Origin of the sequence: Mesorhizobium argentiipisi (SeqCode) (assembly GCF_037179585.1) — a bacterium.
GTDB classification, from domain to species: Bacteria; Pseudomonadota; Alphaproteobacteria; order Rhizobiales; family Rhizobiaceae; genus Mesorhizobium; species Mesorhizobium argentiipisi.
In genome coordinates, this window is record NZ_JAPYKO010000032.1 from 1 (window position 1) to 22,864 (window position 22,864).

General features: G+C 63.7%; 24 protein-coding genes. 3 read left to right on the plus strand and 21 right to left on the minus strand.

Going from position 1 to position 22,864, the window contains the following annotated elements; all coding sequences use genetic code 11:
* Nucleotides 1-355: 355 nt before the first annotated feature.
* From O7A05_RS28990 to O7A05_RS29000, 3 genes are all read right to left on the minus strand, one after another.
* A complete protein-coding gene (locus O7A05_RS28990; RefSeq protein ID WP_337096559.1) occupies nt 356-931 on the minus strand; it encodes a DUF1349 domain-containing protein in 576 nt (191 codons plus the stop codon).
* Between the two features lie 20 nt (nt 932-951).
* Complete coding sequence (locus tag O7A05_RS28995) at nt 952-2,391, minus strand: aldehyde dehydrogenase family protein (RefSeq protein ID WP_337096560.1); 1,440 nt, start codon at nt 2,389-2,391, stop codon at nt 952-954.
* Between the two features lie 221 nt (nt 2,392-2,612).
* A complete protein-coding gene (locus O7A05_RS29000) occupies nt 2,613-3,098 on the minus strand; it encodes a hypothetical protein (RefSeq protein ID WP_337096561.1) in 486 nt (161 codons plus the stop codon).
* On the opposite strand from O7A05_RS29000, the gene O7A05_RS29005 reads away from it, so the two are divergent.
* On the plus strand, nt 3,097-3,303 hold the full coding sequence (locus O7A05_RS29005; protein WP_337096562.1) for a hypothetical protein: 207 nt from the start codon (nt 3,097-3,099) through the stop codon (nt 3,301-3,303). The genes O7A05_RS29000 and O7A05_RS29005 overlap by 2 nt on opposite strands.
* On the opposite strand, the gene O7A05_RS29010 is transcribed toward O7A05_RS29005, so the two are convergent.
* From O7A05_RS29010 to O7A05_RS29090, 17 genes are all read right to left on the minus strand, one after another.
* On the minus strand, nt 3,300-4,367 hold the full coding sequence (locus O7A05_RS29010; RefSeq protein WP_337096564.1) for an ABC transporter ATP-binding protein: 1,068 nt from the start codon (nt 4,365-4,367) through the stop codon (nt 3,300-3,302). The genes O7A05_RS29005 and O7A05_RS29010 overlap by 4 nt on opposite strands.
* Nucleotides 4,368-4,370: 3 nt before the next feature.
* On the minus strand, nt 4,371-5,219 hold the full coding sequence (locus O7A05_RS29015) for a carbohydrate ABC transporter permease (protein WP_224584628.1): 849 nt from the start codon (nt 5,217-5,219) through the stop codon (nt 4,371-4,373).
* Complete coding sequence (locus O7A05_RS29020; protein WP_337096565.1) at nt 5,219-6,142, minus strand: carbohydrate ABC transporter permease; 924 nt, start codon at nt 6,140-6,142, stop codon at nt 5,219-5,221. Before O7A05_RS29020 ends, O7A05_RS29015 begins: the two co-directional genes overlap by 1 nt.
* 228 nt (nt 6,143-6,370) lie before the next feature.
* The gene (locus tag O7A05_RS29025; protein WP_337096566.1) at nt 6,371-7,648 is read right to left on the minus strand and encodes an ABC transporter substrate-binding protein; all 1,278 of its coding nucleotides are present in this window, start codon (nt 7,646-7,648) and stop codon (nt 6,371-6,373) included.
* A gap of 26 nt (nt 7,649-7,674) precedes the next feature.
* The gene (locus O7A05_RS29030; protein WP_337096568.1) at nt 7,675-8,877 is read right to left on the minus strand and encodes a PLP-dependent transferase; all 1,203 of its coding nucleotides are present in this window, start codon (nt 8,875-8,877) and stop codon (nt 7,675-7,677) included.
* Nucleotides 8,874-9,650 carry a FadR/GntR family transcriptional regulator gene (locus O7A05_RS29035; RefSeq protein WP_415927071.1) on the minus strand — a complete coding sequence of 259 codons (777 nt, stop codon included), beginning with the start codon at nt 9,648-9,650 and terminating at the stop codon, nt 8,874-8,876. Before O7A05_RS29035 ends, O7A05_RS29030 begins: the two co-directional genes overlap by 4 nt.
* A 94-nt stretch (nt 9,651-9,744) precedes the next feature.
* Complete coding sequence (locus O7A05_RS29040) at nt 9,745-10,404, minus strand: DUF2161 domain-containing phosphodiesterase (RefSeq protein ID WP_337096570.1); 660 nt, start codon at nt 10,402-10,404, stop codon at nt 9,745-9,747.
* Between the two features lie 51 nt (nt 10,405-10,455).
* Nucleotides 10,456-11,733, minus strand: a complete 1,278-nt coding sequence (locus O7A05_RS29045; RefSeq protein ID WP_337096572.1) for an L-fuconate dehydratase — start codon at nt 11,731-11,733, stop codon at nt 10,456-10,458.
* A 69-nt stretch (nt 11,734-11,802) separates the two neighbouring features.
* Nucleotides 11,803-12,534 (minus strand): SDR family oxidoreductase, encoded by a 732-nt coding sequence (locus tag O7A05_RS29050; protein ID WP_337096574.1) that lies wholly within the window; start codon nt 12,532-12,534, stop codon nt 11,803-11,805.
* Nucleotides 12,535-12,551: 17 nt separating this feature from the next.
* Nucleotides 12,552-12,998: a MaoC/PaaZ C-terminal domain-containing protein gene (locus O7A05_RS29055; RefSeq protein ID WP_337096576.1), complete on the minus strand. Its 447-nt coding sequence runs from the start codon at nt 12,996-12,998 to the stop codon at nt 12,552-12,554.
* Between the two features lie 8 nt (nt 12,999-13,006).
* Nucleotides 13,007-14,080 carry a Gfo/Idh/MocA family protein gene (locus O7A05_RS29060; RefSeq protein WP_337096577.1) on the minus strand — a complete coding sequence of 358 codons (1,074 nt, stop codon included), beginning with the start codon at nt 14,078-14,080 and terminating at the stop codon, nt 13,007-13,009.
* Nucleotides 14,073-14,402 carry an L-rhamnose mutarotase gene (locus O7A05_RS29065; RefSeq protein ID WP_337096578.1) on the minus strand — a complete coding sequence of 110 codons (330 nt, stop codon included), beginning with the start codon at nt 14,400-14,402 and terminating at the stop codon, nt 14,073-14,075. Before O7A05_RS29065 ends, O7A05_RS29060 begins: the two co-directional genes overlap by 8 nt.
* 11 nt (nt 14,403-14,413) lie before the next feature.
* A complete protein-coding gene (locus O7A05_RS29070; RefSeq protein WP_337096580.1) occupies nt 14,414-15,526 on the minus strand; it encodes a mandelate racemase/muconate lactonizing enzyme family protein in 1,113 nt (370 codons plus the stop codon).
* Nucleotides 15,527-15,528: 2 nt separating this feature from the next.
* The gene (locus O7A05_RS29075) at nt 15,529-16,629 is read right to left on the minus strand and encodes an ABC transporter ATP-binding protein (protein ID WP_337096581.1); all 1,101 of its coding nucleotides are present in this window, start codon (nt 16,627-16,629) and stop codon (nt 15,529-15,531) included.
* Nucleotides 16,630-16,633: 4 nt separating this feature from the next.
* Nucleotides 16,634-17,500, minus strand: a complete 867-nt coding sequence (locus tag O7A05_RS29080) for a carbohydrate ABC transporter permease (protein ID WP_337096582.1) — start codon at nt 17,498-17,500, stop codon at nt 16,634-16,636.
* 2 nt (nt 17,501-17,502) lie between these two features.
* Nucleotides 17,503-18,399 (minus strand): carbohydrate ABC transporter permease, encoded by an 897-nt coding sequence (locus tag O7A05_RS29085; protein ID WP_337096583.1) that lies wholly within the window; start codon nt 18,397-18,399, stop codon nt 17,503-17,505.
* A 119-nt stretch (nt 18,400-18,518) separates the two neighbouring features.
* Nucleotides 18,519-19,835, minus strand: a complete 1,317-nt coding sequence (locus O7A05_RS29090; protein ID WP_337096584.1) for an ABC transporter substrate-binding protein — start codon at nt 19,833-19,835, stop codon at nt 18,519-18,521.
* A 165-nt stretch (nt 19,836-20,000) separates the two neighbouring features.
* On the opposite strand from O7A05_RS29090, the gene O7A05_RS29095 reads away from it, so the two are divergent.
* Together O7A05_RS29095 and O7A05_RS29100 are read left to right on the plus strand one after the other, a co-directional pair.
* A complete protein-coding gene (locus O7A05_RS29095) occupies nt 20,001-20,789 on the plus strand; it encodes an IclR family transcriptional regulator (protein ID WP_337096586.1) in 789 nt (262 codons plus the stop codon).
* A gap of 64 nt (nt 20,790-20,853) precedes the next feature.
* On the plus strand, nt 20,854-21,690 hold the full coding sequence (locus O7A05_RS29100) for an amidohydrolase family protein (protein WP_337096587.1): 837 nt from the start codon (nt 20,854-20,856) through the stop codon (nt 21,688-21,690).
* Nucleotides 21,691-21,730: 40 nt separating this feature from the next.
* Here O7A05_RS29100 and O7A05_RS29105 read toward each other — a convergent pair whose 3' ends face one another.
* Nucleotides 21,731-22,858, minus strand: coding sequence for an extracellular solute-binding protein (locus tag O7A05_RS29105; protein ID WP_337096632.1), 1,128 nt, complete (start codon nt 22,856-22,858; stop codon nt 21,731-21,733).
* Nucleotides 22,859-22,864 lie beyond the last annotated feature (6 nt).

The window sequence follows — 22,864 nt, forward strand, 5'->3', positions numbered from 1 at the left end:
GATCAACCGTCGTCTCTGAGCTCCACCCCCAGCCCTGTGCAGCTTCGGCCGATCCGACTGCTTCGCAAACCTGCCAAGCAGGTGAGCCTTCTTGCCTTCAACCTTGACAGGGAACATGAGAGACTAGGATTTCACGCGCATTTGCGCGGCAAACCAGTCAGTGCTTGTGTCGTCGGCGCGACCAAGATGCGGTTCGCCGATCGATCTCCGGCTTGGCGGGCAGTGCGGTTGGCTAGAACGCTTCACCGTTTCACGGAAACGGCGAACCGCTCTATCTCCTTGTTTCACGAAATTCCGGGCGGAAGGTTACGCCAAACGCGCCGAGCCCGACCGCTCACACTTTTCTGGAATTGCTCTAATCGTGCAATTCCCTCGCGATCGGCGGCCCGACCGTGAAGCCGGAAAAGGTCGCCTCGAAACCTTCGCGTTGCGGCGAGCAGCACATCATGCCGACATCGACCGTTTTCGAGACTGGGAAATAGGCCAGCCGCACAGGCTTCCAGTGACCATCCGAGGCGTCCAGATATTGGACGCGGATCGCCTCGGCGTGACGGGTCAGGCGGATCCTGACGCCGTCCTTGCCGGCGGCGATGGCGACCAGCGACCAGTCGGAGGTGTCGTTGGTGACGACGACGGAGAAGTAAGCCAGCCCGTCGGTGTATTCGATGCCGGCCTTAATCCAGTGCGTTTCGCTCAGGCGCAGCATCAGCCCCGCCTGATCGTAAAGCACTTTGTAGTCGCCCTTGACGGTGACCTCGGCGCTGAAGTCACCCTCGACTGGACGGTAGAGGAAATGGCCGTTGTCGCGCCAGAAGCCGTAGAAGGTCTCGCGCCAGAAGTCGGTGTCCTTGCCCGTTCGGACGGTGAGCGTGCCGTCGCCGAGCGAATGGTGCGGCGGCGGGTTCAGCCATATCATCTCGGCCACGCTCATCGATCTGCTCCCGGATTGGATTAGCCGGCGAATGTATAGGCGGTCTTCACCGTGGTGTAGAACTCCATCGCGTAACTGCCCTGCTCGCGCGGACCGTAGCTCGAGCCCTTGCGGCCGCCGAACGGCACATGGAAATCGACGCCGGCCGTCGGCAAATTGACCATCACCATGCCGGCTTCGGAATTGCGTTTGAAATGCGTCGCGTGCTTCAGGCTGGTGGTGCAGATGCCGGAGGTGAGGCCGAAGGGCGTGTCGTTGGCAACGCTGAGCGCCTCGTCATAATCCTTGACGCGGATGACGTTGGCGACCGGGCCGAAAATCTCCTCGCGCGAGATGCGCATTTCATTGGTCGAGCCGAGGAACAGTGCCGGCCTCAGATAGAAACCGGGTGTGCCGCGCTCCAGCCGCTCGCCGCCAAAGGCCAGCTCGGCGCCTTCCTGGCGGCCGATGGCGATATAGTCCTCGTCCTGCTTGAGCTGGGTCTGATCGACGACCGGGCCGATCTGCGTCTTGGCATCGAGCGCATCGCCGATGACAAGCTTGTCCAACCGCTCCTTCACCGCATCGACGAAACGGTCGTGGATGCCCTCAGTGACGATCAGGCGCGAGGACGCGGTGCAGCGCTGGCCGGTCGAGAAATAGGCGCCATTGATCGCGCAATCGACGGCCACCGCAAGGTCGGCGTCATCGAGCACGACGAGCGGGTTCTTGCCGCCCATTTCAAGCTGGAACTTGCGCATATGCTCGATGCTCGCCGCGGCGACACGCTTGCCCGTGCCGACGGACCCGGTGAAGGAGATGGCATTGACGTCGGGGCTGTCGAGCATCGCCTGGCCGACCACCGAGCCCTTGCCCATGACGAGGTTGAGCACGCCCTTGGGCAGGCCGGCGCGATGCAGGATATCGACGATGGTCCAGGCGCTTTCGGGAACCAGCTCGGCCGGCTTGAACACGATCGTGTTGCCGTAGGCCAGCGCCGGGGCGATCTTCCAGGCGGGAATGGCGATCGGGAAATTCCACGGCGTGATGATGCCGACGACGCCGACGCCCTCGCGGGTCATCTCGACGCCAACGCCCGGCCTGACGCTCGGCACCATCTCGCCCGACAGGCGCAGCGTCTCACCGGCGAAGAAATCGAATATCTGGGCGGCGCGGATGGTCTCGCCGACGCCCTCGGCCAGCGTCTTGCCTTCCTCGCGGGCGAGCGATCGGCCGATCTCGTCCTTGCGCGCCATGATCTCGTCGGAGGTCTTCTTCAGCACGGCGTGGCGGGCAAGGGGCCCGGAGCGCGACCAGGCAGGGAAGGCCGCCTTGGCGGCGGCGATGGCCTGCTTTGCCTCCTCCGGCCCGGCCGAAGCATATTCGCCGACGACATCGTTGGTGTTCGAGGGGTTGATGTTGCGCGAGCCGGCCTCGCCAAGCCACTCGCCGTCGATCAGGTTCTTGCGCAGCACGGTCATGTTGTTTTTCCTTGAGTCTTGGTCGCAGCGGCCATCAGCCGGGGTCAATTGTCAGACAAATGATATAGTCATTGTCCGGGAGGAGGTCTACCCGCGATCTTAAACCTAGAGCGTTCACCGTTTCAGGGAAACGGCGAACCGTTCTATCCCCTTGTTTGACGCAATTCCGGACGGAAAACCGCTTCACACTTTTCCTGGAATTGCTCTGAGGCCGGATCGCGTCAGGTCGAGAACGACCAGAACAGGCAGGCGAGCGTGACCGCGCCGAAGATGACGAAGAACAGGCTTCTGAGCAGGACGTTGCGGCGAAGCTCATTCATGGTGAGATGCGCCGCTACGATCACTGCCACGAACAGGAAGCGCCAGTTGAAGAGCGCCCAAAGCACCTCATGCTGGCCGAAGGCCCATCTGGCGGCCAGCGAGCCGACGATGGTCGCGAACAGCATGATCGTCGCCCAGAAGACCGCGTCGGCGGCATGCGTCAGGACGATGCCGGCGGCGCGGATCGGGAGGATCATCATCAGCATCGCGCCGAAGAAATAGACGGCGGCGATCGCCAGGAAGGAGCCGGCGTCGGCAATACCGTCGAGACGCTTCACGCCGAACGCGCCGTAGGGGTAGCCGTGCCTGGCAACCGCCAAAGAGAGCGCCATCAGCAAGGCGCTCAGAACCGTGATCAGTGCGAATGTGCCGAGGGCCTTGCTCATGCCTTTTCCTGTCGAGACGAATCAACAGGAGTCTAGCAATCAAAAGCAGCAATTCACCTGTCGATATTCTCCAAGTCGCCGACCCTTGGGCGATCAAATTGTCGCCATCGCCAGCGCAACGATCGTGCTCGAGTTGACACCCACATCTGCGGCCGGTGAGTTGCTGGCGGAGTCTTCCGATGACACGCTGCTGCTGGCCAGCTAGCCGATCCGATTTCCGCTCTTCGGATCGAACAGATGCAGCGCAGCCGGATCGGCGGCGAGGCGGATCGTGTCGCCCGGCCTCACGTCGCTGCGGCCCATGACGAAGACGCAGACCTGCTGGTTGGCCAGCCTGACATAGAACTGCGTCGACAGGCCGAGCGGCTCGACCACCTCGACCTCGGCCTTCAGCGCGCCGTCGTCGACCAGCTTGATGTGTTCCGGCCGCAGTCCGATGGTGAGGTCATCGCCGTCGCTGATCGGCAGGCCATCCGGCAGCCGCAGCTTCTGGCCGTCGGCGAGCACGGCATCAACCTTGCCACCCTTGGCGACCTTAGCCGGCAAGAAGTTCATGCCCGGCGAGCCGATAAAGCCGGCGACGAAAGTGTTGACCGGACGGTCGTAAAGCTCCAGCGGACGGCCGACCTGCTGCACATAGCCGTCATGCATGACGACGATGCGGTCGGCCATGGTCATCGCCTCGACCTGATCGTGGGTGACATAGACCGACGTGGTCTTGAGCTGCTGGTGCAGCGCCTTGATTTCGGCGCGCATATGGACGCGCAATTTGGCGTCGAGGTTGGAGAGCGGCTCGTCGAACAGGAACACTTTCGGGTCGCGCACGATGGCGCGGCCCATGGCGACGCGCTGGCGCTGGCCACCGGAAAGCTGGCGCGGCAGGCGACCGAGATAGGGGTCGAGGCCGAGCCGCTTGGCGGCGGCGCCCACCCTGCCGTCGATCGTCGTCTTCTCGGCCTTCTTCAGCATCAGACTGAAGCCCATGTTGGAGGAGACATCCATATGCGGGTAGAGCGCATAGGACTGGAACACCATCGCTATGTCGCGATCCTTCGGCGCGACATCGTTGACCAACCGCTCGCCGATATGGATCTCGCCGCCGGTGACTTCCTCCAGGCCGGCGATCATGCGCAAGAGCGTGGACTTGCCGCAGCCGGACGGGCCGACCAGCACGACGAATTCGCCATCGGCGATCTCCAGATCGACGCCGTGCAGGATGCGCAGCGCGCCGTAATCCTTCTCGACGTTTTGCAGCGTGACGGAAGCCATCTTTTATCCTTTGACCGCGCCGGCGGTGAGGCCGGTGACAAGATAGCGTTGCAGGAAGGCGAAGAAGACGCAGACCGGGATCAGCGCCAGGATGGAGGCCGCCATCATCTGCCCCCAGTCGACGGCGAACTTGCCGATGAAGGTGAGTAGGCCGACGGCGAAGGTCTTCTGCTCGTCGCTGGAGATCAGCATCAGCGCGAACAGCAATTCGCTCCAGGCGGCGGTGAAGACGAAGCCTAGCGTGGCGCCCATTCCCGGCAAGGTCAGCGGCACGATCACCCGGCGCATCGCCTGCGCGCGCGTGCAGCCGTCGATCATCGCCGCCTCCTCAAGATCCTTCGGGATGCCGTCGAAGAAGGATTGCATCAGGAAAGTGGCGAAGGCGGTGTTGAAGGCGGTGTAGATGATGATCAGGCCGATCAGGCTGTTGGTCAGGCCGAGGTCGCCCATGATGCGGTAGATCGGCGGGATGACCATGACGAGCGGAAAGGTCTGGGTGAGCAGCAACAGGATCGCCAGCGTCGCCTTGCCGCGGAAAGTGAAGCGCGACATGGCATAGCCGGCTAGCGTGGCGATGACCGTGACAAAGGCGGCCGTCGACACCGAGACGATGACGCTGTTGAGGAAATAGCGCGGGAAGTCGGAGGCTTCGAGCACGGTGGCGAAGTTCTTCAGTGTCGTCTGCGACGGCCAGAAGGTGATGCCTTCGGAATAGAGCAGGCGCTCGGGGGTCACCGAGATCTTCAGCGTCCAGAAGATCGGGAACAGCGCGAAGATCACATAAGCCGCGACAGCGGCGTAGAGGCCGATGCCGCCGAAGATGCGCGAGGAGGTGGAGCGACCGGCGATCATCAGACGTGCCTCACCAGCGTGCGGCGGATGGCGATCAGGCCGATGGCGTAGGCGATGAGCAGCACCAGAAGCAGCACCGCGACTGCCGAAGCGTAGCCTTTGTCCAGCGACTTGAAGGCGCTGACATAGATGTAGACAGGCACCGTGCTGGTCGAGCCCGCCGGTCCGCCCTCGGTCATGACGAAGATCAGGTCGGCGAAGGTGGCGATCCAGATGGTGCGCAGCATGACGGTGATGACGATGGTCGGCGCCAGGAAGGGCAGCGTCACCTTGGTGAAGCGCTGCCATGGCGAAGCGCCGTCGATGGCAGCCGCCTCATGCAGTTCGGAGGGGATCGACTTCAGCGCCGCAAGCAGCGTGATGGCGAAGAAGGGAATGCCGAACCAGATGTTGGCGACGATCGGCCCCCACATGGCGGTGGCCGGATCGGACAGAATATTCGTCGGCTCCGCTCTCAGGCCAAGCGCGAAGAGCCAATGCGGCAGCGGCCCGATGATCGGGTTGAACAGCCAGGCCCAGGTGAGGCCCGAAAGAAAGGACGGCACCGCCCAGGGCAGGAACACGACAGCCTGCACGACCTTGCGGCCGTAGAAGGGCTTGTCGAGGAGCAATGCCAGCCCGAGCCCCAGGAAGAACTGGAAGAACAGGCTGGCGACCGTCCACCACAGCGTGTTGATCAGCGCCTGGCCGAGCACCTGGTCGGAGAGCATCGCCTGATACTGGGCGAGACCGACATATTGCGACTTGAAGGCCGAGAATTTGCGGAAGGAATAGCTGATGCCGATGATCAGCGGCACCAAAAGCACCAGGACCAGCAGGATGATAGAAGGCGAAAGATAGAGCCACGGCTCGATCGCGGCCTTGCTCAGCCGCTTGCTTTTCGGCCGGACGGCGGATCGGATTTCGGACACTGCATAGGTCATGCGTTTGGCTCTACGGTGGTGAGTGGGTGCCGGCGGGCAAAATAGCGTCCTTCTCCCCGTTTACGGGGAGAAGATGCCGGCTCGCCCTCCGTAGCAGCGGCGCAGCTACTGCGAAGGAGGGAAGGCAAATGAGGGGCGGCGCGAACTTCCGAAGGTGTGGCGCTGCCCCTCATCCGGCCCTTCTGGCCACCTTCTCCCCGTAGAACGGGGAGAAGGAATGGCCTGCGCTTACTTCTTGTTCTTGGCCAGCCAGTCCTGCTGTTCCTTGGTCAGGAACTTGGCCCATTCGTCGGCCACGTCCTTGGCCTGCTTCTGGCCGAGCAGCACTTCCTGAAAATTCTTGATCGCCACCTGGTCGACGAAGTTGCCGAGGTTTTCCAGATGCGTCGGCGGCGTCACCATTTCGTACTTGGAGCTGTCGTTGAGCTCGGTAAACCAGCCCTTGAACTGCTCGGTCTTGAAATGCGCGTCCTGATCGGCGCCGTTGTGGATCGGGACGACGCCCACTTCCTTGGCCCATTCCAGATTGTCCTTGGGCGACAGCAGTGTGGCCATCAGCTTCCAGGCCTCGTCCTTGTGCTGAGAATTGGCGAACATCGCCCAGCCGGCATAGCCCAGCGTCGGATAGGACTTACCGCTCGGGCCCACGGGGAGCGGCGCGACAGCGAAGTCGTCGGCGCTCATCTTGTCGGCGATGCCGAGCAGCGCGTCGGGATCCTGGTTCAGCATGGCGCAGGTGCCGGAGTAGAAGCCGGTCACCGTCTCGTTGAAGCCCCAGCTCACGGAATCTTTCGGCGCCAGGCCATTCTTGTACATGTCGGCCAGCATCTGCAGGCCCTTGACCGAGCCTTCGTCGTTGATGGTCGAGACACCGTCGTCGGTGAAATAGCCGCCCTTGCCGTCAGCGATGTTCATGAACATGTGCATGCCGTTGAAGGCGCCGGGGCCGCCGCGCAGGCAGTAGCCGTATTTGCCGGGGATCGCGGAGATCTTCTTGGAGAAAGAGACGAACTCGTCGAGGTTTTCCGGCGGACGATCGAGGCCGGCTTCCTTGAACAGCTTCTTGTTCCAGAACAGCGCGTTTACATAGTAGCCATAGGGGATCATGAACTGCGTATTGTTTACGGTCGAGCCGAACTGCTTGGCGCGGTCGCCGAGCGTCTTGGCGTCGGGCCACTTGGCCATGTAAGGGCCGAGATCCTCGAGCTGGCCGTTGTTGGCGTAGAGGCCCATCCAGCGCTCCGGCATTTCGACGACGTCGGGCGTGTCGCCGGCCTGCACCATGGTGAGGAACTTCTCGAAGGCCTGGCCCCAGGGCAGCGAGACCACCTCCACCTTGATGCCCGGGTTCGCCGTCTCGAATTCGGCGATCTGCTTCTTCAGGAATTCGGTGCGCGGCGGGCTGGTGATGACCTCAACCAGCTTGATCGTGGTGTCGGCCAGCGCGCCGCTGGCGGAAATCGCCAGGCCGGCCACGGCGGCAAACATGAAGGTCAGTTTTTTCATCTTCGGGACTCCCATTTTTGGACAACTTATTTTTTTGACTTGTCGAAGGCCTGAGCGATGTCGGCCCAGAGATCCTCGACATTTTCCAATCCGACGTTGAAGCGGATGGTTCGAGGGCTGACGCCGAAGCGCGCCATCGAATTGATGCCCGGCGTCTGTTCGAGCGAGGCTTTTGCCGGCACGACCAGGCTTTCATGGCCGCCCCAGCTGACGCCGATGCGGAAATATTTCAGCGCATCGACGAAGGCCGGGATGTCGACATCCTCGGTGACCTCGAAGGAGAACAGCCCGGCATAGCCGGCTAAAGTCTTCTTGCCGGGGTGGTTGGAATAGGCGGGGTGGTTGACCCGCTCGACCTTGCCATGCGCCTTCAGCCGCTCGGCAATGATGAGCCCGCTCTTCATGTGGTGCGGCAGGCGCAGCGGCAGCGTGCGCAGGCCGCGCAGTAACAGCCAGCCTTCGAAGGGCGACAGCTTGCCGCCAAGCTGCGAATAGGTCTGCTCGTTGATGTGCTTGATATGGGCGGCCGAGCCCGCCACCACGCCGGCGACGGTGTCGCTGTGGCCGCTCAGATATTTCGAGGCCGAGTGCAGCACCAGGTCGACGCCGTGCGAGATCGGCTTCTGGAAGACGGGCGTCGCCCAAGAATTGTCGATGGTGGTGACGATGCCCTGCTCCTTCGCCAGCCGCGTCAGATGCTCCAGGTCCTGCAGCTCGAACATCATCGAGGTCGGGCTTTCGAGGTAGAGCAGCTTGGCGCCGGGAAGCGCGGCGGCAACCGCATCGGGATCTGAGCCGTCGACATAGTCGACCTTGATGTGAAGGCGCGGGAACAGCCGCTCGAACAGGCGGTAGGCATCGCCATAGCAGTTGCGCACGGCAACCATGCGCTCGCCAGCGCCGACGAAGGCGAGCACGGTGGCGCTGATCGCCGCCATGCCGCTCGAGAAACCGCGCGCGGCCTCGGCACCTTCGAGCGCCGCCACGCGCGCCTCGAACTCCATCACCGTAGGGTTGTCGCCGCGCGAGTAGATCGGCTGCTTCCTTCGGCCGGCAAAGGTGTCGGCCATGTCGGCGTAATTGGCGAAGGTGAAGAGCGAGGTCTGGTAGATCGGCGGCACTACGGCGCCGCCTGGAAACGGATCGTCATGCGCCAGCAGCGTCGCCGCCTCGCCGAGATAATCGCCGGCCAGGGAGGCCGGATCGAAGGTGTTGGGCTGCTCGTTCATCTGCGGTCCGAAAGTTCGAGGTTGGCGGCACCGCGCTTCAGATCGTCCTCAACGGTGGCGATGAGCTTCAGCGCCTCGGCGCGGGCGCCGTCCGGATCATGCGCGGCGATGCGGTCGAAGATGGTGCGGTGATAGGGAAAGCTGGCGTGGCCGAAGTCGCGCACGCCGAGCGGATGCTCCCAGAAACGGTGGAAGAGCTCATGCATGGCGCTGATGATCTGCTCGAACAGCGGATTGCCGGAGGCGCGGTAGACCGCCTGGTGGAACTCCCAGTCCTCCTCCGAGGACATGCCGGCGCGGGTACGGAAGGCATCTTCCATGATGTCGAGCTTGCGCTCGATCTCAGCGATCTCGGCCTTGCCGCCACGGATGGCGCAAAGGGCCGCCGCCTCGGCCTCAAGGGCCCGGCGGATCTCCAGCGTGCGCATCAGGCCGGCAAAATCATTGCCGCCGGACAGCGTCAGCGGCATGTGCAGCATATCAGGGGAGACGGCGGCCTTGAGATAGGTGCCCGAGCCCTGCCGCCGCTCGACGAGGCCGAGACCCTCCCAGCGGGTCAGGGCCTCGCGAACCGTGTTGCGGCTGACCTTGAGGCGTTCGGCCAGGATGCGCTCCGTCGGAAGCTTCTCGCCGGGGCCCAGGGCCTCCTGCCGCACGAAGCCCGCCAATGCCTTCAGCACCGCGTCGTCGCGCGCCGTGGTCTGGATGGGGGGCAGGAAATCGGTCACGCCGGCTGAGCTCAAGTGGTTCAATGGTCCAACCAATTTCTGCACAAGCGGCGAGACGTGTCAACGGTCGAAACAAGGTTTGGCCGAACGGCGCGGATTTCCGGTTTGTAGCGCCGAATGGTAATTCGGCAAATCGTTCTTACAACGTCACCGACATAGGTTGGATCGCCGCAAGGCCGGCTTCGGTCAGCGCGTAGATGCCGCGCTCGGCCCTGGCGAACCAGCCGTAGTAATTGTGCAAAAGGATGCTGGCGGCGCGCGGCGAAAGGGCCTTGAGATCGCGCGGCCGTTTCGGACCGTCGGCCATGGCGGCGGCGCAGGCCAGCGCCTCCTGGCGATAAGCGGTCATGATCGGCTTCTTGCGCGTGCTGCCGCCGATGGATGGATCGCCCTTGCGGCGGTGATGCTCCTCGACCAGGCGCGAGCGCCGCCTAGGATCCCGGCGCGGCGGCAAGGCGGCGGGACTGAGCAGCAGCTCCACCTCACCCTTCTTGCCGACGCCCAGCAGACCGAAGCCGAGACGGCGGCAGAGCGCCCGAAAACGGCGGTCATGCTCGCGGCCCTTGCCGCGCGCCGACATCAAGGCAGCCAGCCAGACCTCGTCACAGGCTGCTGCTCGGTCGACGGCTTGCAGGACGAGCTCGAGGTTGAATTGCAGCTTCAGTTCGCAGATGATCACGACATCCGGCTCGCCCGCGCGTACGCCGACCACGTCGCAGCCGCCAATCTCGCCCTTGACGGCGAAATCCATGCTCTCGAGGAACCGCTTCACCGGCTCGTAGAGGGAGGTTTCCTGCATGGCAGAGGCATAGCCGATTCGCGGCGGTCCGGCACGCCGGGCCACCCCATGTCAGCCGCGATGCAGATAGTCTTCGATCGACTTGGTCTTCATCTCGATCGAGAAGCCGGGCGCCGTCGGCGGCATATAGGCGGCGTTGCGGATCAGGCAGGGTTCGAGGAAATGTTCATGCAGGTGATCGACATATTCGATGACCCGCCCGTCCTTGCTGCCCGACACCGCGATATAGTCGATCATCGACAGATGCTGGACATATTCGCACAGGCCCACGCCGCCGGCATGCGGCCAGACCGGCAGGCCGAACTTGGCGGCGATCAGCAGCACCGCCAGAACCTCGTTCAGCCCGCCCATGCGGCAGGAATCGATCTGCACGACGTCGATCGCGCCGCCGGCGATGAACTGCTTGAACATGACGCGGTTCTGGCACATCTCGCCGGTCGCGACCTTGATCGGCGCCACCGCCTTGCGGATTTTCGCGTGGCCGGCGATGTCGTCGGGACTGGTCGGCTCCTCGATGAAGAAGGGCTTGGCGAAGGCGAGGTCCTTGAGCCAGTCGATCGCCTGGTCGACCTCCCAGACCTGGTTGGCGTCGATCATCAGGTAACGGTCCGGGCCGATCACTTCGCGAGCGATCTTGAGACGGCGGATATCGTCGGCGCGGTCGCGGCCGACCTTCAGCTTGATGTGGTTGAACCCGTCGTCGACCGCTTCCTGGCAGAGGCGCCTGAGCTTGTCGTCCGGATAACCGAGCCAGCCGGCCGAGGTGGTGTAGCAGGCACAGCCTTCGCGCTCGAGCGTGGCGATGCGCTCGGCCTTGCCGGCCTCTGCCTTCTTCAAAATTTCCAGCGCCTCGGCCGGCGTGATGGCGTCGGTGAGATAGCGGAAATCGACGATGCGCACGATCTCTTCCGCGCTCATCTCGGCGACCAGGCGCCAGACCGGCTTGCCGGCTTCCTTGGCCCAGAGATCCCAGACCGCGTTGACCACCGCGCCCACCGCGAGATGCATGGCACCCTTGTCCGGCCCGATCCAGCGCAGCTGGCTGTCGCCGGTCACATGATGCCAGAAACGGCCGGGATCCTCTTTCACCCAGTCGAGATCGAGCCCGACGACGAGGTGGCGCAGCGCTTCTATCGCCGCGCAGCAGATCTCGTTGCCGCGGCCGATGGTGAAGGTGAGCCCGTGGCCTTTCAGCGACGGGACATCGGTGTCGAGAATGACATAGGCGGCCGAATAGTCCGGGTCCGGATTCATCGCGTCCGAGCCGTCGAGGCTTTGCGACGTGGGGAAACGCAGGTCGAAGGTTCTGAGGTCCGTGATTTTCGTCATTGCTGCCTCGTACTGGCTCGGCTCGTTATTGGATGGCCGCCGTGGTGTAACCTGGCTGCCAAAACGGCCTCAGATCGACCACCCGCCGTCGATATTATAGGCCTGCCCCGTCGTATAGGTGGCGCCGGCGAGATAGACTGCGAGGTCGGCGATCTCTTCCGGCGTGCCGATCCTGCCCATCGGCTGGCGAGAGATGAAGGCGGCACGCGCCGCCTCATAGTCGCCCTGCGCCTGCATGCGGCCCTGAAGCGAGGGGCTCTCGACTGTGCCAGGGCAGATGGCATTGCAACGTATGCCCTTAGGGACGTAGTCGGCGGCGATCGATTTGGTCAGGCCGATCACGGCCGCCTTGGTTACGCCATAGGCAAAGCGGTTCGGCACGCCCTTCGGCGCGCCGGCGACGGAGGCCATGTTGATGATCGAACCATCGCCGCGCTCCAGCATGCCGGGCAGCACGGCGCGGATGGTGCGGATCATGGCACGAACATTGAGATTGAAGGCGAAGTCGAGATCCTCGTCCTTCATCTCCAGGATCGAGCCGGCATGGACGAAGCCGGCGCAGTTGAACAGCACGTCGACTTGGCCGATCTCGGCGAAAGCCGCCTTCACCGCGTCGTCGTTCAGCACATCGAGTTTTCGCGTCGTAATACCGGGCGTTTTGCCGAGTTCGGCCAGGGCCGCTTCGTTGATGTCGGTGGCGTGGACGATGGCGCCGGCCTTGGCGAAAGCCAGCGCGCTTGCCTGTCCGATGCCTTGCGCGGCCGCCGTGACGACCACGACCTTGCCAGTGATATCCGCCATGTTCTTGTCTCCGTCTTTCAGCCGGGCCGTCGCTCGACGATGTAGATGTGATCCGCCGCCAGCACGACCTCGTCGCGCTGGTTCAAAACCTCGACGCGCTCGATGACGCGTCCGGCGTTTGGCCGTTTCGGGTCGTCTTCCTTGGCGGCGATGGTCGTGCGCGTGCGGATCGTGTCGCCGATGAAGACCGGCTTGATGAAGCGCAGCCGGTCATAGCCGTAGGAGAAGGCGACGGGATTGACGACGCTCGCCGTCAGCCCGACGCCGACCGAGAAGACCAGCGTGCCATGCGCGATGCGCTGGCCGAAGGGTGTCGTCTTCATGAACTCGGCATCCATGTGATGCGGGAAGAAATCGCCGGTGTGGCCGGCATGGACGACGAAGTCCGTCTCGGTGATGGTGCGGCCGCTGGTGAGGCGCGACGAGCCGATCTCGTAGTCCTCGAAATAGGTGGTGTGTTCCATGTCCGGTCTTACGGCTTTGCGGCCAGCGGCGTCGCGGGCGCGGCACTCGATTTATAGGCGGCCTCGACCAGCGCCATGGTGTTCCAGGCATCCTCGGCGGAGCTGACCAGCTCGGCATCTTCGCGGGACGCGAAGCGCTGGACATTGGCCATACGGCCGACAAATGCATCGGGGAACCATTCGCCGACGAGCGGCACGGTGACCCAGTCCGACCCACCTTTCGGATAGATTTCCAAAATGTCCGGCTCGCCGCGCGGATAGTCGAGGTTGAGACCGAGCTTGACATAGGCCGCGCCCTCGGTGCCGCAGATGCGGAACTCGCAGGCCTGGTAGCGGCGCCCGAATTTGTGGTCGTGGTTGATCGAGAGCGCGCAGCGCACCGTGTCGCCATAGTCGAGGATGGCGCTGGTGCGCGTCTGCGCGACATTGTGATTGGGATGGCCAAGCGTCTTGGCATGCACGCCAAGCGGATTGCCGAGAAGCTGGCGGATCAGGTCGAGATAGTGGATCGAATGCATGGCGATCTCGACGCGCGGCGCCTTGAGCAGGAATTCCCACAGCTGCCAGGGCGTATCGAGCGCGAGCAGCGCGTCGAAATCCACCACCTCGCCCAACCAGCCCTTGGCGATGGCATCCTTCAGCGCCAGCATCATCGGCGCAAAACGGAGCTGGAAATTGACCGCCGCCTTGAGCTGCTTGGAGCGGCAGATTTCGAGGATTTCCGTCGCTTCGCCGAGATAATTGCCCATCGGCTTCTGGATCAGCGCCACCGCGCCATCGGGCAAGGCCTTCAGCACCTCGGCATGCCGGCCCGGCGGCGTGGCGAGATCGAAGATCGCGTCCTTTACCGCAGCCGCTTCCTCGACCGAACGGAACGCCGTCACGCCCCATTTGTCGGCCAGTTTTTGCGCCTTGGCCTGGTCCGGATCGTAGAGGCCGGAAATCGGGAAGCCGGCCTTACGATAGGCGGGGAAATGCGCATCGCCGACGATCGAGCCGGCGCCGAACGTCACGATCGAGCGCGGTTTTAAAGGCTTCGGCCAGGACTGCGCCAGCGATGCCGGATCGAAGGCATCAGTCATAATGGAAGACCTCGTCCATCGACGCCCACCACTCGCCTTCCTTCCGCGTCTCCAGCGGCTCTTGGCAGGGCATGCACACGGACCACCATTCCTGCGTCTTCGGGTCGGCGGCCATCTTGGCCATGTCGGCGGCGTAGTCGGTGCCGTGATATTCGAAATAGGAGAAAAGCAGGTTCTCCGGCCGCTTCAGATAGATCGAATAGTTCTTGATGTTGCAGGCCGAGATCATGGTCAGCACATCCGGCCATACATCGGCATGGAGGCGGACATATTCCTCGACCTTCTCTGGCTTCAAGCCAAGCACCATTCCCATACGCTGCATCATCCGTCTCCCTATTTCACGATCGCCGTGGTGAACTCGGCGATGCTTTTTGCCTTCACGGCGTCCCAGTCCCAGTCGATGCCGATGCCGGGCTCGCTGGGCGCCAGCGCATGGCCATTCTCGATGCGCATCTTGGCGTCCGTCAACTCGTCGAGCTGCGGAATATATTCGACATATTTGCCGTTCTGGATGGCGCAGACCAGGCTGACATGCAGTTCCATCAGGAAATGCGGGCAGACCGGCATGTCGAAGGCCTCGGCGGCATGGGCCACTTTCAGCCAGGGGGTGATGCCGCCGATGCGGCCGACATCAACCTGGATGATGTTGCAGCCGCCTTTCTGCATGTATTCGCGAAAGTGCCTTATCGAATAGAGCGACTCGCCGACCGCGATCGGCGTCGCGGTCGAGTTGGACAGCCGCACATGGCCGTCGATGTCGTCGGCCGGCAGCGGCTCCTCGATCCAGGCGAGATCGAGCTCGCGCAGGCGCTCGGCGCGGCGGACCGCCTCGTCAACGGAAAAGCCCTGATTGCAGTCGGTCATGATCTCGTAACTGTCGCCGACCGCCTTGCGCACCGCCGACAGCCGCGAAAAATCCTCGGAGCCGTGCGGCTTGCCGATCTTCACCTTGGAGCCGGTGAAGCCCTTGGCCTTCGCTTCCAGTGCATCGTCGACCAGTGCCTGCGTTCCGATATGCAGCCAGCCGCCCTCTGTCGTATAGAGCGGGCAGCGATCCTTGGCGCCCCCGGCGAGCTTCCAGAGCGGCAGGTTCTGCTTCTTGGCGCGCAGGTCCCAAAGGGCGGTGTCGATGGCGGCGAGCGCGATCGCGGTGATGGCGCCGATGGTGGTGGCGTGGGTGGCGAATTCGAGCTCGTGCCAGATCGCCTCGATCTGGTCGGCGTCGCGGCCGATCAGGCGCGGCGCGAGATGGTCGGCCAGAAGCCGCATCACCGATGAGCCGCCGGTGCCGATCGTATAGCTGTAGCCGGTGCCCGATGCGCCGTCGGAATCGGTGATGGTGACGATCGGCGTTTCCTGGCTGACGAAGCTCTGGATCGCGTCGGTGCGCTTCACCTTCGGCACGAGGTCGACCATGCGCAGCTCGATCTTCTCGATTTTCGCCATGCTCAGCTCCTCAGCGACTTGCCGGTTTCGGCGGAGAACAGATGCGCGCGGCTCAGGTCGAAGCTCATGCCGATCCTGTCGCCGGCTTTCAGCGGCTTCGGATTGAGCATGCGCGAGACCCAGTCGGTGCCGTTGAACTCGGCGAAGACCAGCGTTTCATTGCCGAGCGGCTCGGTGATGCTGACCGGCAGCTCGACGCGGTGGACTTCGGTTTCGCCGCCGGAGCTCAAGCCATGGCCGGTGGGGTAGAAATCATCGGGACGGATACCAAACACGACCCTGTCGCCGGCAGCCGTTTTCGACTTGAACTGGCCGGGCAGAGGCAGGCTGTCGCCGCCGCCGCCGAAGACCAGCTTGCCGTCGCTCACCGTCGCCTCGTTCAGGTTCATCGGCGGCGAGCCGATGAAGCCGGCGACGAAGCGGGTGGCGGGCCGGCTGAACACCTCGTCCGGCGTGCCGACCTGCTCGATATGGCCCGAGCGCATGATGACGATGCGGTCGGCCAGCGTCATCGCCTCGACCTGGTCGTGGGTGACGTAGATGACCGTCGACTTGACCTTGGCGTGCAGCTTCTTGATCTCGGTGCGCATCTGCGTGCGCAGCTTGGCGTCGAGGTTGGAGAGCGGCTCGTCGAACAGAAAGACATCCGGATCGCGCACGATGGCGCGGCCCATGGCGACGCGCTGGCGCTGGCCGCCGGAAAGCTGCGAGGGACGGCGCTCGAGCAGTTCGTCGAGGCCGAGGATGGCGGAGGCTTCGGCGACGCGCCGGTCCATGTCGTCCTTGGCAGCGCCCGCGATCTTGAGCGAGAAGCCGAGATTCTCGCGCACCGTCATGTGCGGGTAGAGCGCATAGGACTGAAACACCATGGAGATGTTGCGCGAGCGCGGCGGCAGGTCGTTGACCATGCGCCCGCCGATGTCGATCATACCGCCGCTGATGTCCTCGAGGCCGGCGATCATGCGCAATGTCGTCGACTTGCCGCAGCCGGACGGGCCGACCAGCGCGATGAATTCGCGATCGGCGATCTCGAGATCGATGCCGTGCACGATCTCCATGTTGCCGTAGCGCTTGGTGAGCTGTTTCAGCGAAACCGTTGCCATGAAATCAACCTTTCACCGCGCCGGAGGTCAGGCCGCCGACGAGGTGTTTCTGGACGATATAGGTGAGGGTCAGGGCCGGGATGATCATCACCACGGCCAGCGCGCACATGCCGCGCCAGTCGATGGTGAACTCGGCCGTATAGTCGAGCAGCCCGACGGGCAGCGTCTTGGCATTGACGGAACGGGTAAGCTGCGAGGCCAAAGCGAACTCGTTCCAGCAGGTGAGGAAGGCGAAGATCGCGGCCGAGGCGATGCCTGGACGAGCCAGCGGGAATTCGACCTGCCAGAAGGCTTGCCAGCGCGTGCAGCCGTCGATCTGGGCAGCTTCGGCAAGGTCCTTCGGCACCTGGCGGAAGAAGCCGTCGATCAGCCAAATGGTGAAGGGCACGTTGAGCGCGACATAAGCTAGGATCATGCCGATGTGCGTGTCGATGATGCCCAGCCGCACATAGAGGAAAAACAAGGGCAGCGAGAGCGCGATGCCGGGCACGGTGCGCGTCAGCATCAGGCCGAGGAACATGCCCGACTTGCCGCGGAAGCGGTAGCGCGCGAAGGCGTAGCCGCCGGCCATGCCGATGGCCACAGCGATCACTGTCGAGGTGACGGAGATGATCAGCGAGTTGCGGAAATAATCGAGCACCGGGATGCCGCCTTTGCCGATGCCGCTGAACATGGCGACATAAGCGTCGACGGACAGCTGCTGCGGGATCCAGACCGGCGGCTTGGCCATGATCTCGACCGTTGGCCGCAGCGACGACAGCACGATCCAGATGCCCGGGAGGCAGATGACCAGCATGGCGAGGAACAGGCCGACACGATGCGCGACGGTGAGCGCGCGGCGCGCGAGGCGGGCGGAGGCGTTCTCGTCCATCCTCACCACTCCGCGCCGATCTGCGCGCGCGCCGCGGCGAGCTTCTTGTAGAAATAGACGGTGAAGGCGATCGACAGCAGGATCGAGAAATAGGCCATGGCGTTGGCCAGACCCATGCGGGCATCGCTGTAGGCGGTGCGCCCGACCAGCGTCCACAACAGCTCGGTGCGGCCGGCCGGGCCGCCGTCGGTCATGATCTTGACGATGTCATAGGCGCGCGCGACGTCGAGCGAGCGGATCGTCATGGCGATGTAGGCGAAAGGCATGACGAAGGGCCAGGTGACATAGCGGAAGGTCTGCCAAGGCGTGCAGCCATCGACCCGCGCCGCCTCGATCGGCTCCTTGGGCATGGCGAGCAGTCCGGCCAGGATCAGGATGGCGAAGATCGAGGTCGACGACCAGATCTCGGCGATCGCAATAGCGATGAAGGCGAGATGGCCTTCGATCAGCCACGGGATGGCGTCCTCAGTGATGCCCAACGACTGCAGCGCGTTGTTCACCAAGCCGATATTGTCGTTGAACATGAATTTGAATTGGAAGCCGACCAGGATCGGCGAGAACATCATCGGGAACATCATCAGCGTGCGCAGGATGCGCTGGCCGCGCGTCGCCTTCTCGACCAGTATGGCCAGGCCTAGGCCGAGCAGCATTTCGAGGTTCAGCGCGATGGTGAGCAACAGAACGGTGCGGCCGAAAGCCCACCAGAAATCGGCATTGTACAGGATCGACAGATAGTTCCTGAAGCCGACGAAGACGAAGAAGGTCTCGGGCCGCGTCAGGCGGAAGGGCGTGAAGCTGGAATAGAGCGACAGGATCAACGGCAGCACCACCACCGCCGCCAGCACGACGATCGCCGGAAGGAGCAGCAGGAACGGCGCGGATGGCTTGAAGCCCTTCATCGGGACCCTGTGAAAGAAACGACTGAGCCAGCCCCGGCCGAAGCCTGGGGTTAGATTTGAGCAGCCGCAAGGCTGCGGCCTCCCCGGTTTGCCGGGGAGGCGATTTGCGAGCGCGAGGCCTAGAGCTTGCCGGCGTCCTGAAGGATTTGCGTCGCCTTGGCGGCCGCCTCGTCCAGGGCCTGCTTGGACGTCTTGTCGCCAAGGATCGCCGCCTGCAGTTCGGGGTAGACGGCGTTGGAGATCTCGATCCACTCAGGCGTCTGCGGCACGGCGAAGGCGTGCTTGGCTTCCTCCTGGAAGGCGGCAAGGACCTCCTTCTTGTAAGGATCGTTTTCAGCCTGCTTCAGGTCCCAGTCCCAGACCGCGGTGCGGGTCGGCAGCGGGCCGGCGGCGGCTTCCAGCTTCTGGCTGTCCTCATTGGTCAGCCACCACACCAGGGAAGCGGCGGCTTCCTTGTTCGGGCAGTTCTCGGTCACCGAGAAGCCGTGGAAACCCGACCAGCCGGTGCGCTTGCCGGAAGACCCCTTGGGCGCCACCTTCACACCGACATTGCCGGCGACCTTCGAGGACTTCGGGTCGTTGAAGAAACCGGCCCAGCCCGGCCAGTCGAGGTTGATCGCCACGGTACCCGAGGCGAAGCCCTGGCCGAGATCGTCCCAAAGATAGTTCGTGGTGCCGGCCGGCACAGCCTTGGCCTTGTAGAGGTTGACGAACCAGTCTAGCGCGCGGATGCCCGCCTCGGAGTTGAAGACGGGCTTGCCTTCCTTGTCGAGATATTCGCCGCCCTCGGCGACCACCATCTCGTAGAAGCGGCCGTTGATCGCCTCTTCCTTGCCGGCGAACTGGGTGCCGTAGAAATTGGGCGGGTTGGCGAAGAACTCGGCCTGGTCGGTCACTTCCTTCCAGGTGTCCGGCGGTGCAAGGTCGTAGCCGTATTTGGCCTTGAACTTGGTCTTGTTGTCGGCGTTCCCGTAGAGGCTCTTCTGGTAATAGAGCGCCGAGACGTCGAACTGGGCGCGCGGCAGCATCTCGAGCTTGCCGTCGATGGTCGCGGCCTTGATCGTGGAGGGCACGAAAGCGTCGATCTCTTCCTTCGGCAAGAGCCTGCTGAGGTCGGTGTAAAGGCCGGTATATTGCGGCGCGAAGGACGAATGGTTCCAGCCGACGCACCAGTTGGTGCTGCCCGAGGCGATGTCGGACTTCAGTTCCTTGTCGATGTCGAAGCCGTTCTTCTTGGTCAGGATGTTGACCTTGGCGCCGGTCGCCTTCTCCCATTCGGGGATCCGCTCGTAGAGCTTTTCATATTGCTGGCCGCCGATCAGCTTCACGTCGACCGTCACGCCCGGAAATTTGCCGGGCAGATCGGCCGAAAACGCAGTGCCGCTCAGCAGCAGGCCAGCCAGGCCGGCGGAAATGCCTAGAACCAGTCTCGTCATGTTCTCCTCCCATGGGCTCGAAGCGACGGCCCGCCGAGTGCGAGGCCGGTCGCTTAAGCTTCATTCATATGCAAATAGCATTTTCATTCCCGGGTCAAGGCGATTGTGCTTCCCGCCGAGTGGAGTTCATGCATATATGCAGATCGAAATTCACCGGAGGGGCAGGTGGCAGAGGAAGAAGATGGGGACCGCTACCGCGCGCCGGCGCTCGACAAGGGGCTGGACATTCTCGAGCTCTTGTCCAGCGTGGACGGCGGACTGACGCAGGCCGAGATCGCAAAGCGGCTCGACCGCAGCCCGAACGAGTTTTACCGCATGCTCGACCGCCTGGTGCGGCGCGGCTATGTCACCAAAATCGACGGCGACCGCTATTCGCTGACGCTCAAGCTTTTCGGCCTCGCGCAATTGCACGCGCCGGTGCGGCGGCTGGTGTCCTATGCGACACCGATCATGCGGGAACTGGCCGAGACGTCATGGCAGGCCAACCAGTTGGTGGTGTTCGACCGCGGCGCCGCGGTGGTCATCGCCCAGCAGGAAGCGCCGCGCTACTGGGGCATCTCGATCCGCGTCGGCTCGCATATCAGCCTGTTCGACACCGGCTCCGGCCATGTGCTGCTTGCCTTCCGCTCGCCCGAAGAGCGCAAGATGATGATCGCCGAGCATCTGCAGAGCACCGAACAGTTCAACCTGACGCCGGAGTTCTTCGCCCGCCTCGACCAGGTGCGCGACCGCGGCTACGAGATGATGGCCTCGCTGCAGACCGCCGGCGTTTATAACCTGTCCACTCCGGTGTTGGGCCCCGACGGCAGAGCCATCGCGGCGCTGACTATTCCCTACATCACCCTCGTCAACGCCCCCACGGCGCCGGACATCACGCTGACGATTCGGCATCTGCAGGGTGCCGCCGCCAAGCTCTCGCAGCTTGCCGGGTCCGATGTGCCGCAATCGTCGTAATTTCTTATTTGAATAATGGATTTTTCGGCGAGATAGTGCAGACGACCACGGAGGAGACGCCGCCATGATCATCGACACGCATCTGCATCTCATCGACCAGAGCGCGCTTCGCTATCCGTGGCTGGCCGGCGTGCCGGCGCTGAACCGCGATTTCTCCTATGAGGAATACGCCGCCGATGCGCGACGCTCAGGCATCGAAGGTGTCCTGCATATGGAGGTCGATGTCGATCCGGCCGACATCGTTGCCGAGACCGCTTATGTGAAGTCGGTCGCCGGCCGGGCCGGGAGCCTGCTTCGCGGAGCGATCGCCGCCTGCCGGCCGGAAGAGGCCGGCTTCGAGGCCTATCTGGAAACGGTCAAGGCCGACCCGTTCGTCAAGGGTTTCCGCCGCGTGCTGCATGTCGTGCCCGACGACCTGTCGGAAGGGGCGCTGTTTTGCCAGAACATCAAGCGGTTGGCCGGCACCGGCCTGACCTTCGACCTAGTGGTGCTTCCGCATCAGATCCCGAAGGCGATGGCGCTTGCCGATCTCGCCCCCGACGTCCAGTTCATCCTCGATCATTGCGGCGTGCCCGACATCAAGGGCAATGCCGAGCATCCGTGGCGCGAGCATATGGAAGCGATCGCCAAGCGTCCGAATGTCGTCGGCAAAATCTCCGGCGTCGTCGCCTATGCCGATCCGGCGACCTGGACGGTCGAGACGCTCCGGCCCTATGTCGAGCACACGATCCGTTGCTTCGGCTGGGATCGGGTGATCTGGGGGAGCGACTGGCCGGTCTGCACGCTGGGGGGCGGGCTGACCACCTGGATCGCCGCCACGCATGCGCTGCTGGCCGGCGCAAGCGATTCGGAGCGAGCCCGCCTGCTTTCGGGCAATGCGCGCCGGCTTTGGCGGATATAGACGTCACGCTCGCGGAGCGTCGCGGCCACAATCGGCACATCTAACCGGCAGCGGCCGGCGCGAAACTCTCCCGGAACAGGCGGTTGATGTCGGCGACAACGCGGCGGGCGTCCTGCCGGCCGGCAAGGCCTCCGTTGATGCAGTCCGAGGCTTGCTGCTGGAACGCCATGTAGCCATCATGGCGCGGGCGGACCCAGGCGCCTTCGAGCGTCGCGCGTGTGCCGCGATAGAAATCGCCGGTCGCGGCATTGACGGCATCGTCTTCCCAGGCCGCGGCATGGCCGGGCTGGCCGCCGGCGGCAGCGTAGGGTCCGCGCTGCACATCGCCGCTGGCGATCCAATGGGCGAAGTCGATCGCCGCCTCGCGCGCGGCGGAAAAGGCCGAGACGGCAATGCCGGTGCCGCCAAGCGCGGAGCCGACCGGGCCGTTGCCGCCGGCGACCGGCATGTCGGCAAAGGCGAGGCGATGCGGCCGGAAACCCGCCACCGCATAAGGAACATAGCCGTAGATCAGCGGCGCGCAGGCGATGCGCGAGCCGGTTTCCGCCATCCTTTCGAACACGGCGATCGGATCCATCGTCAGGCATGCGGGATCGACCAGCGCTGCGATCTCGCGCAGCATCTCGAAGGCGGTTTCGCCGGTCTCGCCATCGACAAGGTCGGCCGAACCGTCGACTATGCATGGCCGGCCGAGATCGGCGGCCAAAGTGTAGAAGCACATCAGCGAATGCGGCGGCCGAAGCGGCAGGAGCACCCAGCCCTGCTCAGCAAGCGCCAGCACTTCGGTCCAGATCGCGGGCGCGGCTTCGATCAGATCGGGCCGCCAGGCCTGCACCTGGGCTGCGGCGTCGATCGGGAAAGCCCATTGCCGGCCCTGCCAGGTGTAGCTTGGATAGGATTTGCCGATGCTTGCCGCAGCAAGCGCCTCGCGCTCTGCCTCGCGTCCCGGCACATCGAGCGGCGCCAGGCATTTCTCGGCGGTGATCTGGCCGACATGCGGATGGTCGATGACGATCAGATCATAGGCGCGGGCAAGCTCTTCCACCGGGAAGGACTCGAAATCCTGCAGCGAGCGCTTTTCCCATTTGATCGAGACCCCGGTCTTTTCCTTCCAGAGCGCCGAGCACGCCACCATCGGGTCATAGCCGCGCGGATGGCTCCAGGTCATGCCTTT

Coding starts and splice junctions, on each gene's coding strand:
- O7A05_RS28990 (WP_337096559.1), bottom strand. CDS start 931: ATGAGCGTGGCCGAGATGATATGGCTGAACCCGCCGCCGCACCATTCG.
- O7A05_RS28995 (WP_337096560.1), bottom strand. CDS start 2,391: ATGACCGTGCTGCGCAAGAACCTGATCGACGGCGAGTGGCTTGGCGAG.
- O7A05_RS29005 (WP_337096562.1), top strand. CDS start 3,097: ATGCCTTTTCCTGTCGAGACGAATCAACAGGAGTCTAGCAATCAAAAG.
- O7A05_RS29000 (WP_337096561.1), bottom strand. CDS start 3,098: ATGAGCAAGGCCCTCGGCACATTCGCACTGATCACGGTTCTGAGCGCC.
- O7A05_RS29010 (WP_337096564.1), bottom strand. CDS start 4,367: ATGGCTTCCGTCACGCTGCAAAACGTCGAGAAGGATTACGGCGCGCTG.
- O7A05_RS29015 (WP_224584628.1), bottom strand. CDS start 5,219: ATGATCGCCGGTCGCTCCACCTCCTCGCGCATCTTCGGCGGCATCGGC.
- O7A05_RS29020 (WP_337096565.1), bottom strand. CDS start 6,142: ATGACCTATGCAGTGTCCGAAATCCGATCCGCCGTCCGGCCGAAAAGC.
- O7A05_RS29025 (WP_337096566.1), bottom strand. CDS start 7,648: ATGAAAAAACTGACCTTCATGTTTGCCGCCGTGGCCGGCCTGGCGATT.
- O7A05_RS29030 (WP_337096568.1), bottom strand. CDS start 8,877: ATGAACGAGCAGCCCAACACCTTCGATCCGGCCTCCCTGGCCGGCGAT.
- O7A05_RS29040 (WP_337096570.1), bottom strand. CDS start 10,404: ATGCAGGAAACCTCCCTCTACGAGCCGGTGAAGCGGTTCCTCGAGAGC.
- O7A05_RS29045 (WP_337096572.1), bottom strand. CDS start 11,733: ATGACGAAAATCACGGACCTCAGAACCTTCGACCTGCGTTTCCCCACG.
- O7A05_RS29050 (WP_337096574.1), bottom strand. CDS start 12,534: ATGGCGGATATCACTGGCAAGGTCGTGGTCGTCACGGCGGCCGCGCAA.
- O7A05_RS29055 (WP_337096576.1), bottom strand. CDS start 12,998: ATGGAACACACCACCTATTTCGAGGACTACGAGATCGGCTCGTCGCGC.
- O7A05_RS29060 (WP_337096577.1), bottom strand. CDS start 14,080: ATGACTGATGCCTTCGATCCGGCATCGCTGGCGCAGTCCTGGCCGAAG.
- O7A05_RS29065 (WP_337096578.1), bottom strand. CDS start 14,402: ATGCAGCGTATGGGAATGGTGCTTGGCTTGAAGCCAGAGAAGGTCGAG.
- O7A05_RS29070 (WP_337096580.1), bottom strand. CDS start 15,526: ATGGCGAAAATCGAGAAGATCGAGCTGCGCATGGTCGACCTCGTGCCG.
- O7A05_RS29075 (WP_337096581.1), bottom strand. CDS start 16,629: ATGGCAACGGTTTCGCTGAAACAGCTCACCAAGCGCTACGGCAACATG.
- O7A05_RS29080 (WP_337096582.1), bottom strand. CDS start 17,500: ATGGACGAGAACGCCTCCGCCCGCCTCGCGCGCCGCGCGCTCACCGTC.
- O7A05_RS29085 (WP_337096583.1), bottom strand. CDS start 18,399: ATGAAGGGCTTCAAGCCATCCGCGCCGTTCCTGCTGCTCCTTCCGGCG.
- O7A05_RS29090 (WP_337096584.1), bottom strand. CDS start 19,835: ATGACGAGACTGGTTCTAGGCATTTCCGCCGGCCTGGCTGGCCTGCTG.
- O7A05_RS29100 (WP_337096587.1), top strand. CDS start 20,854: ATGATCATCGACACGCATCTGCATCTCATCGACCAGAGCGCGCTTCGC.
- O7A05_RS29105 (WP_337096632.1), bottom strand. CDS start 22,858: ATGACCTGGAGCCATCCGCGCGGCTATGACCCGATGGTGGCGTGCTCG.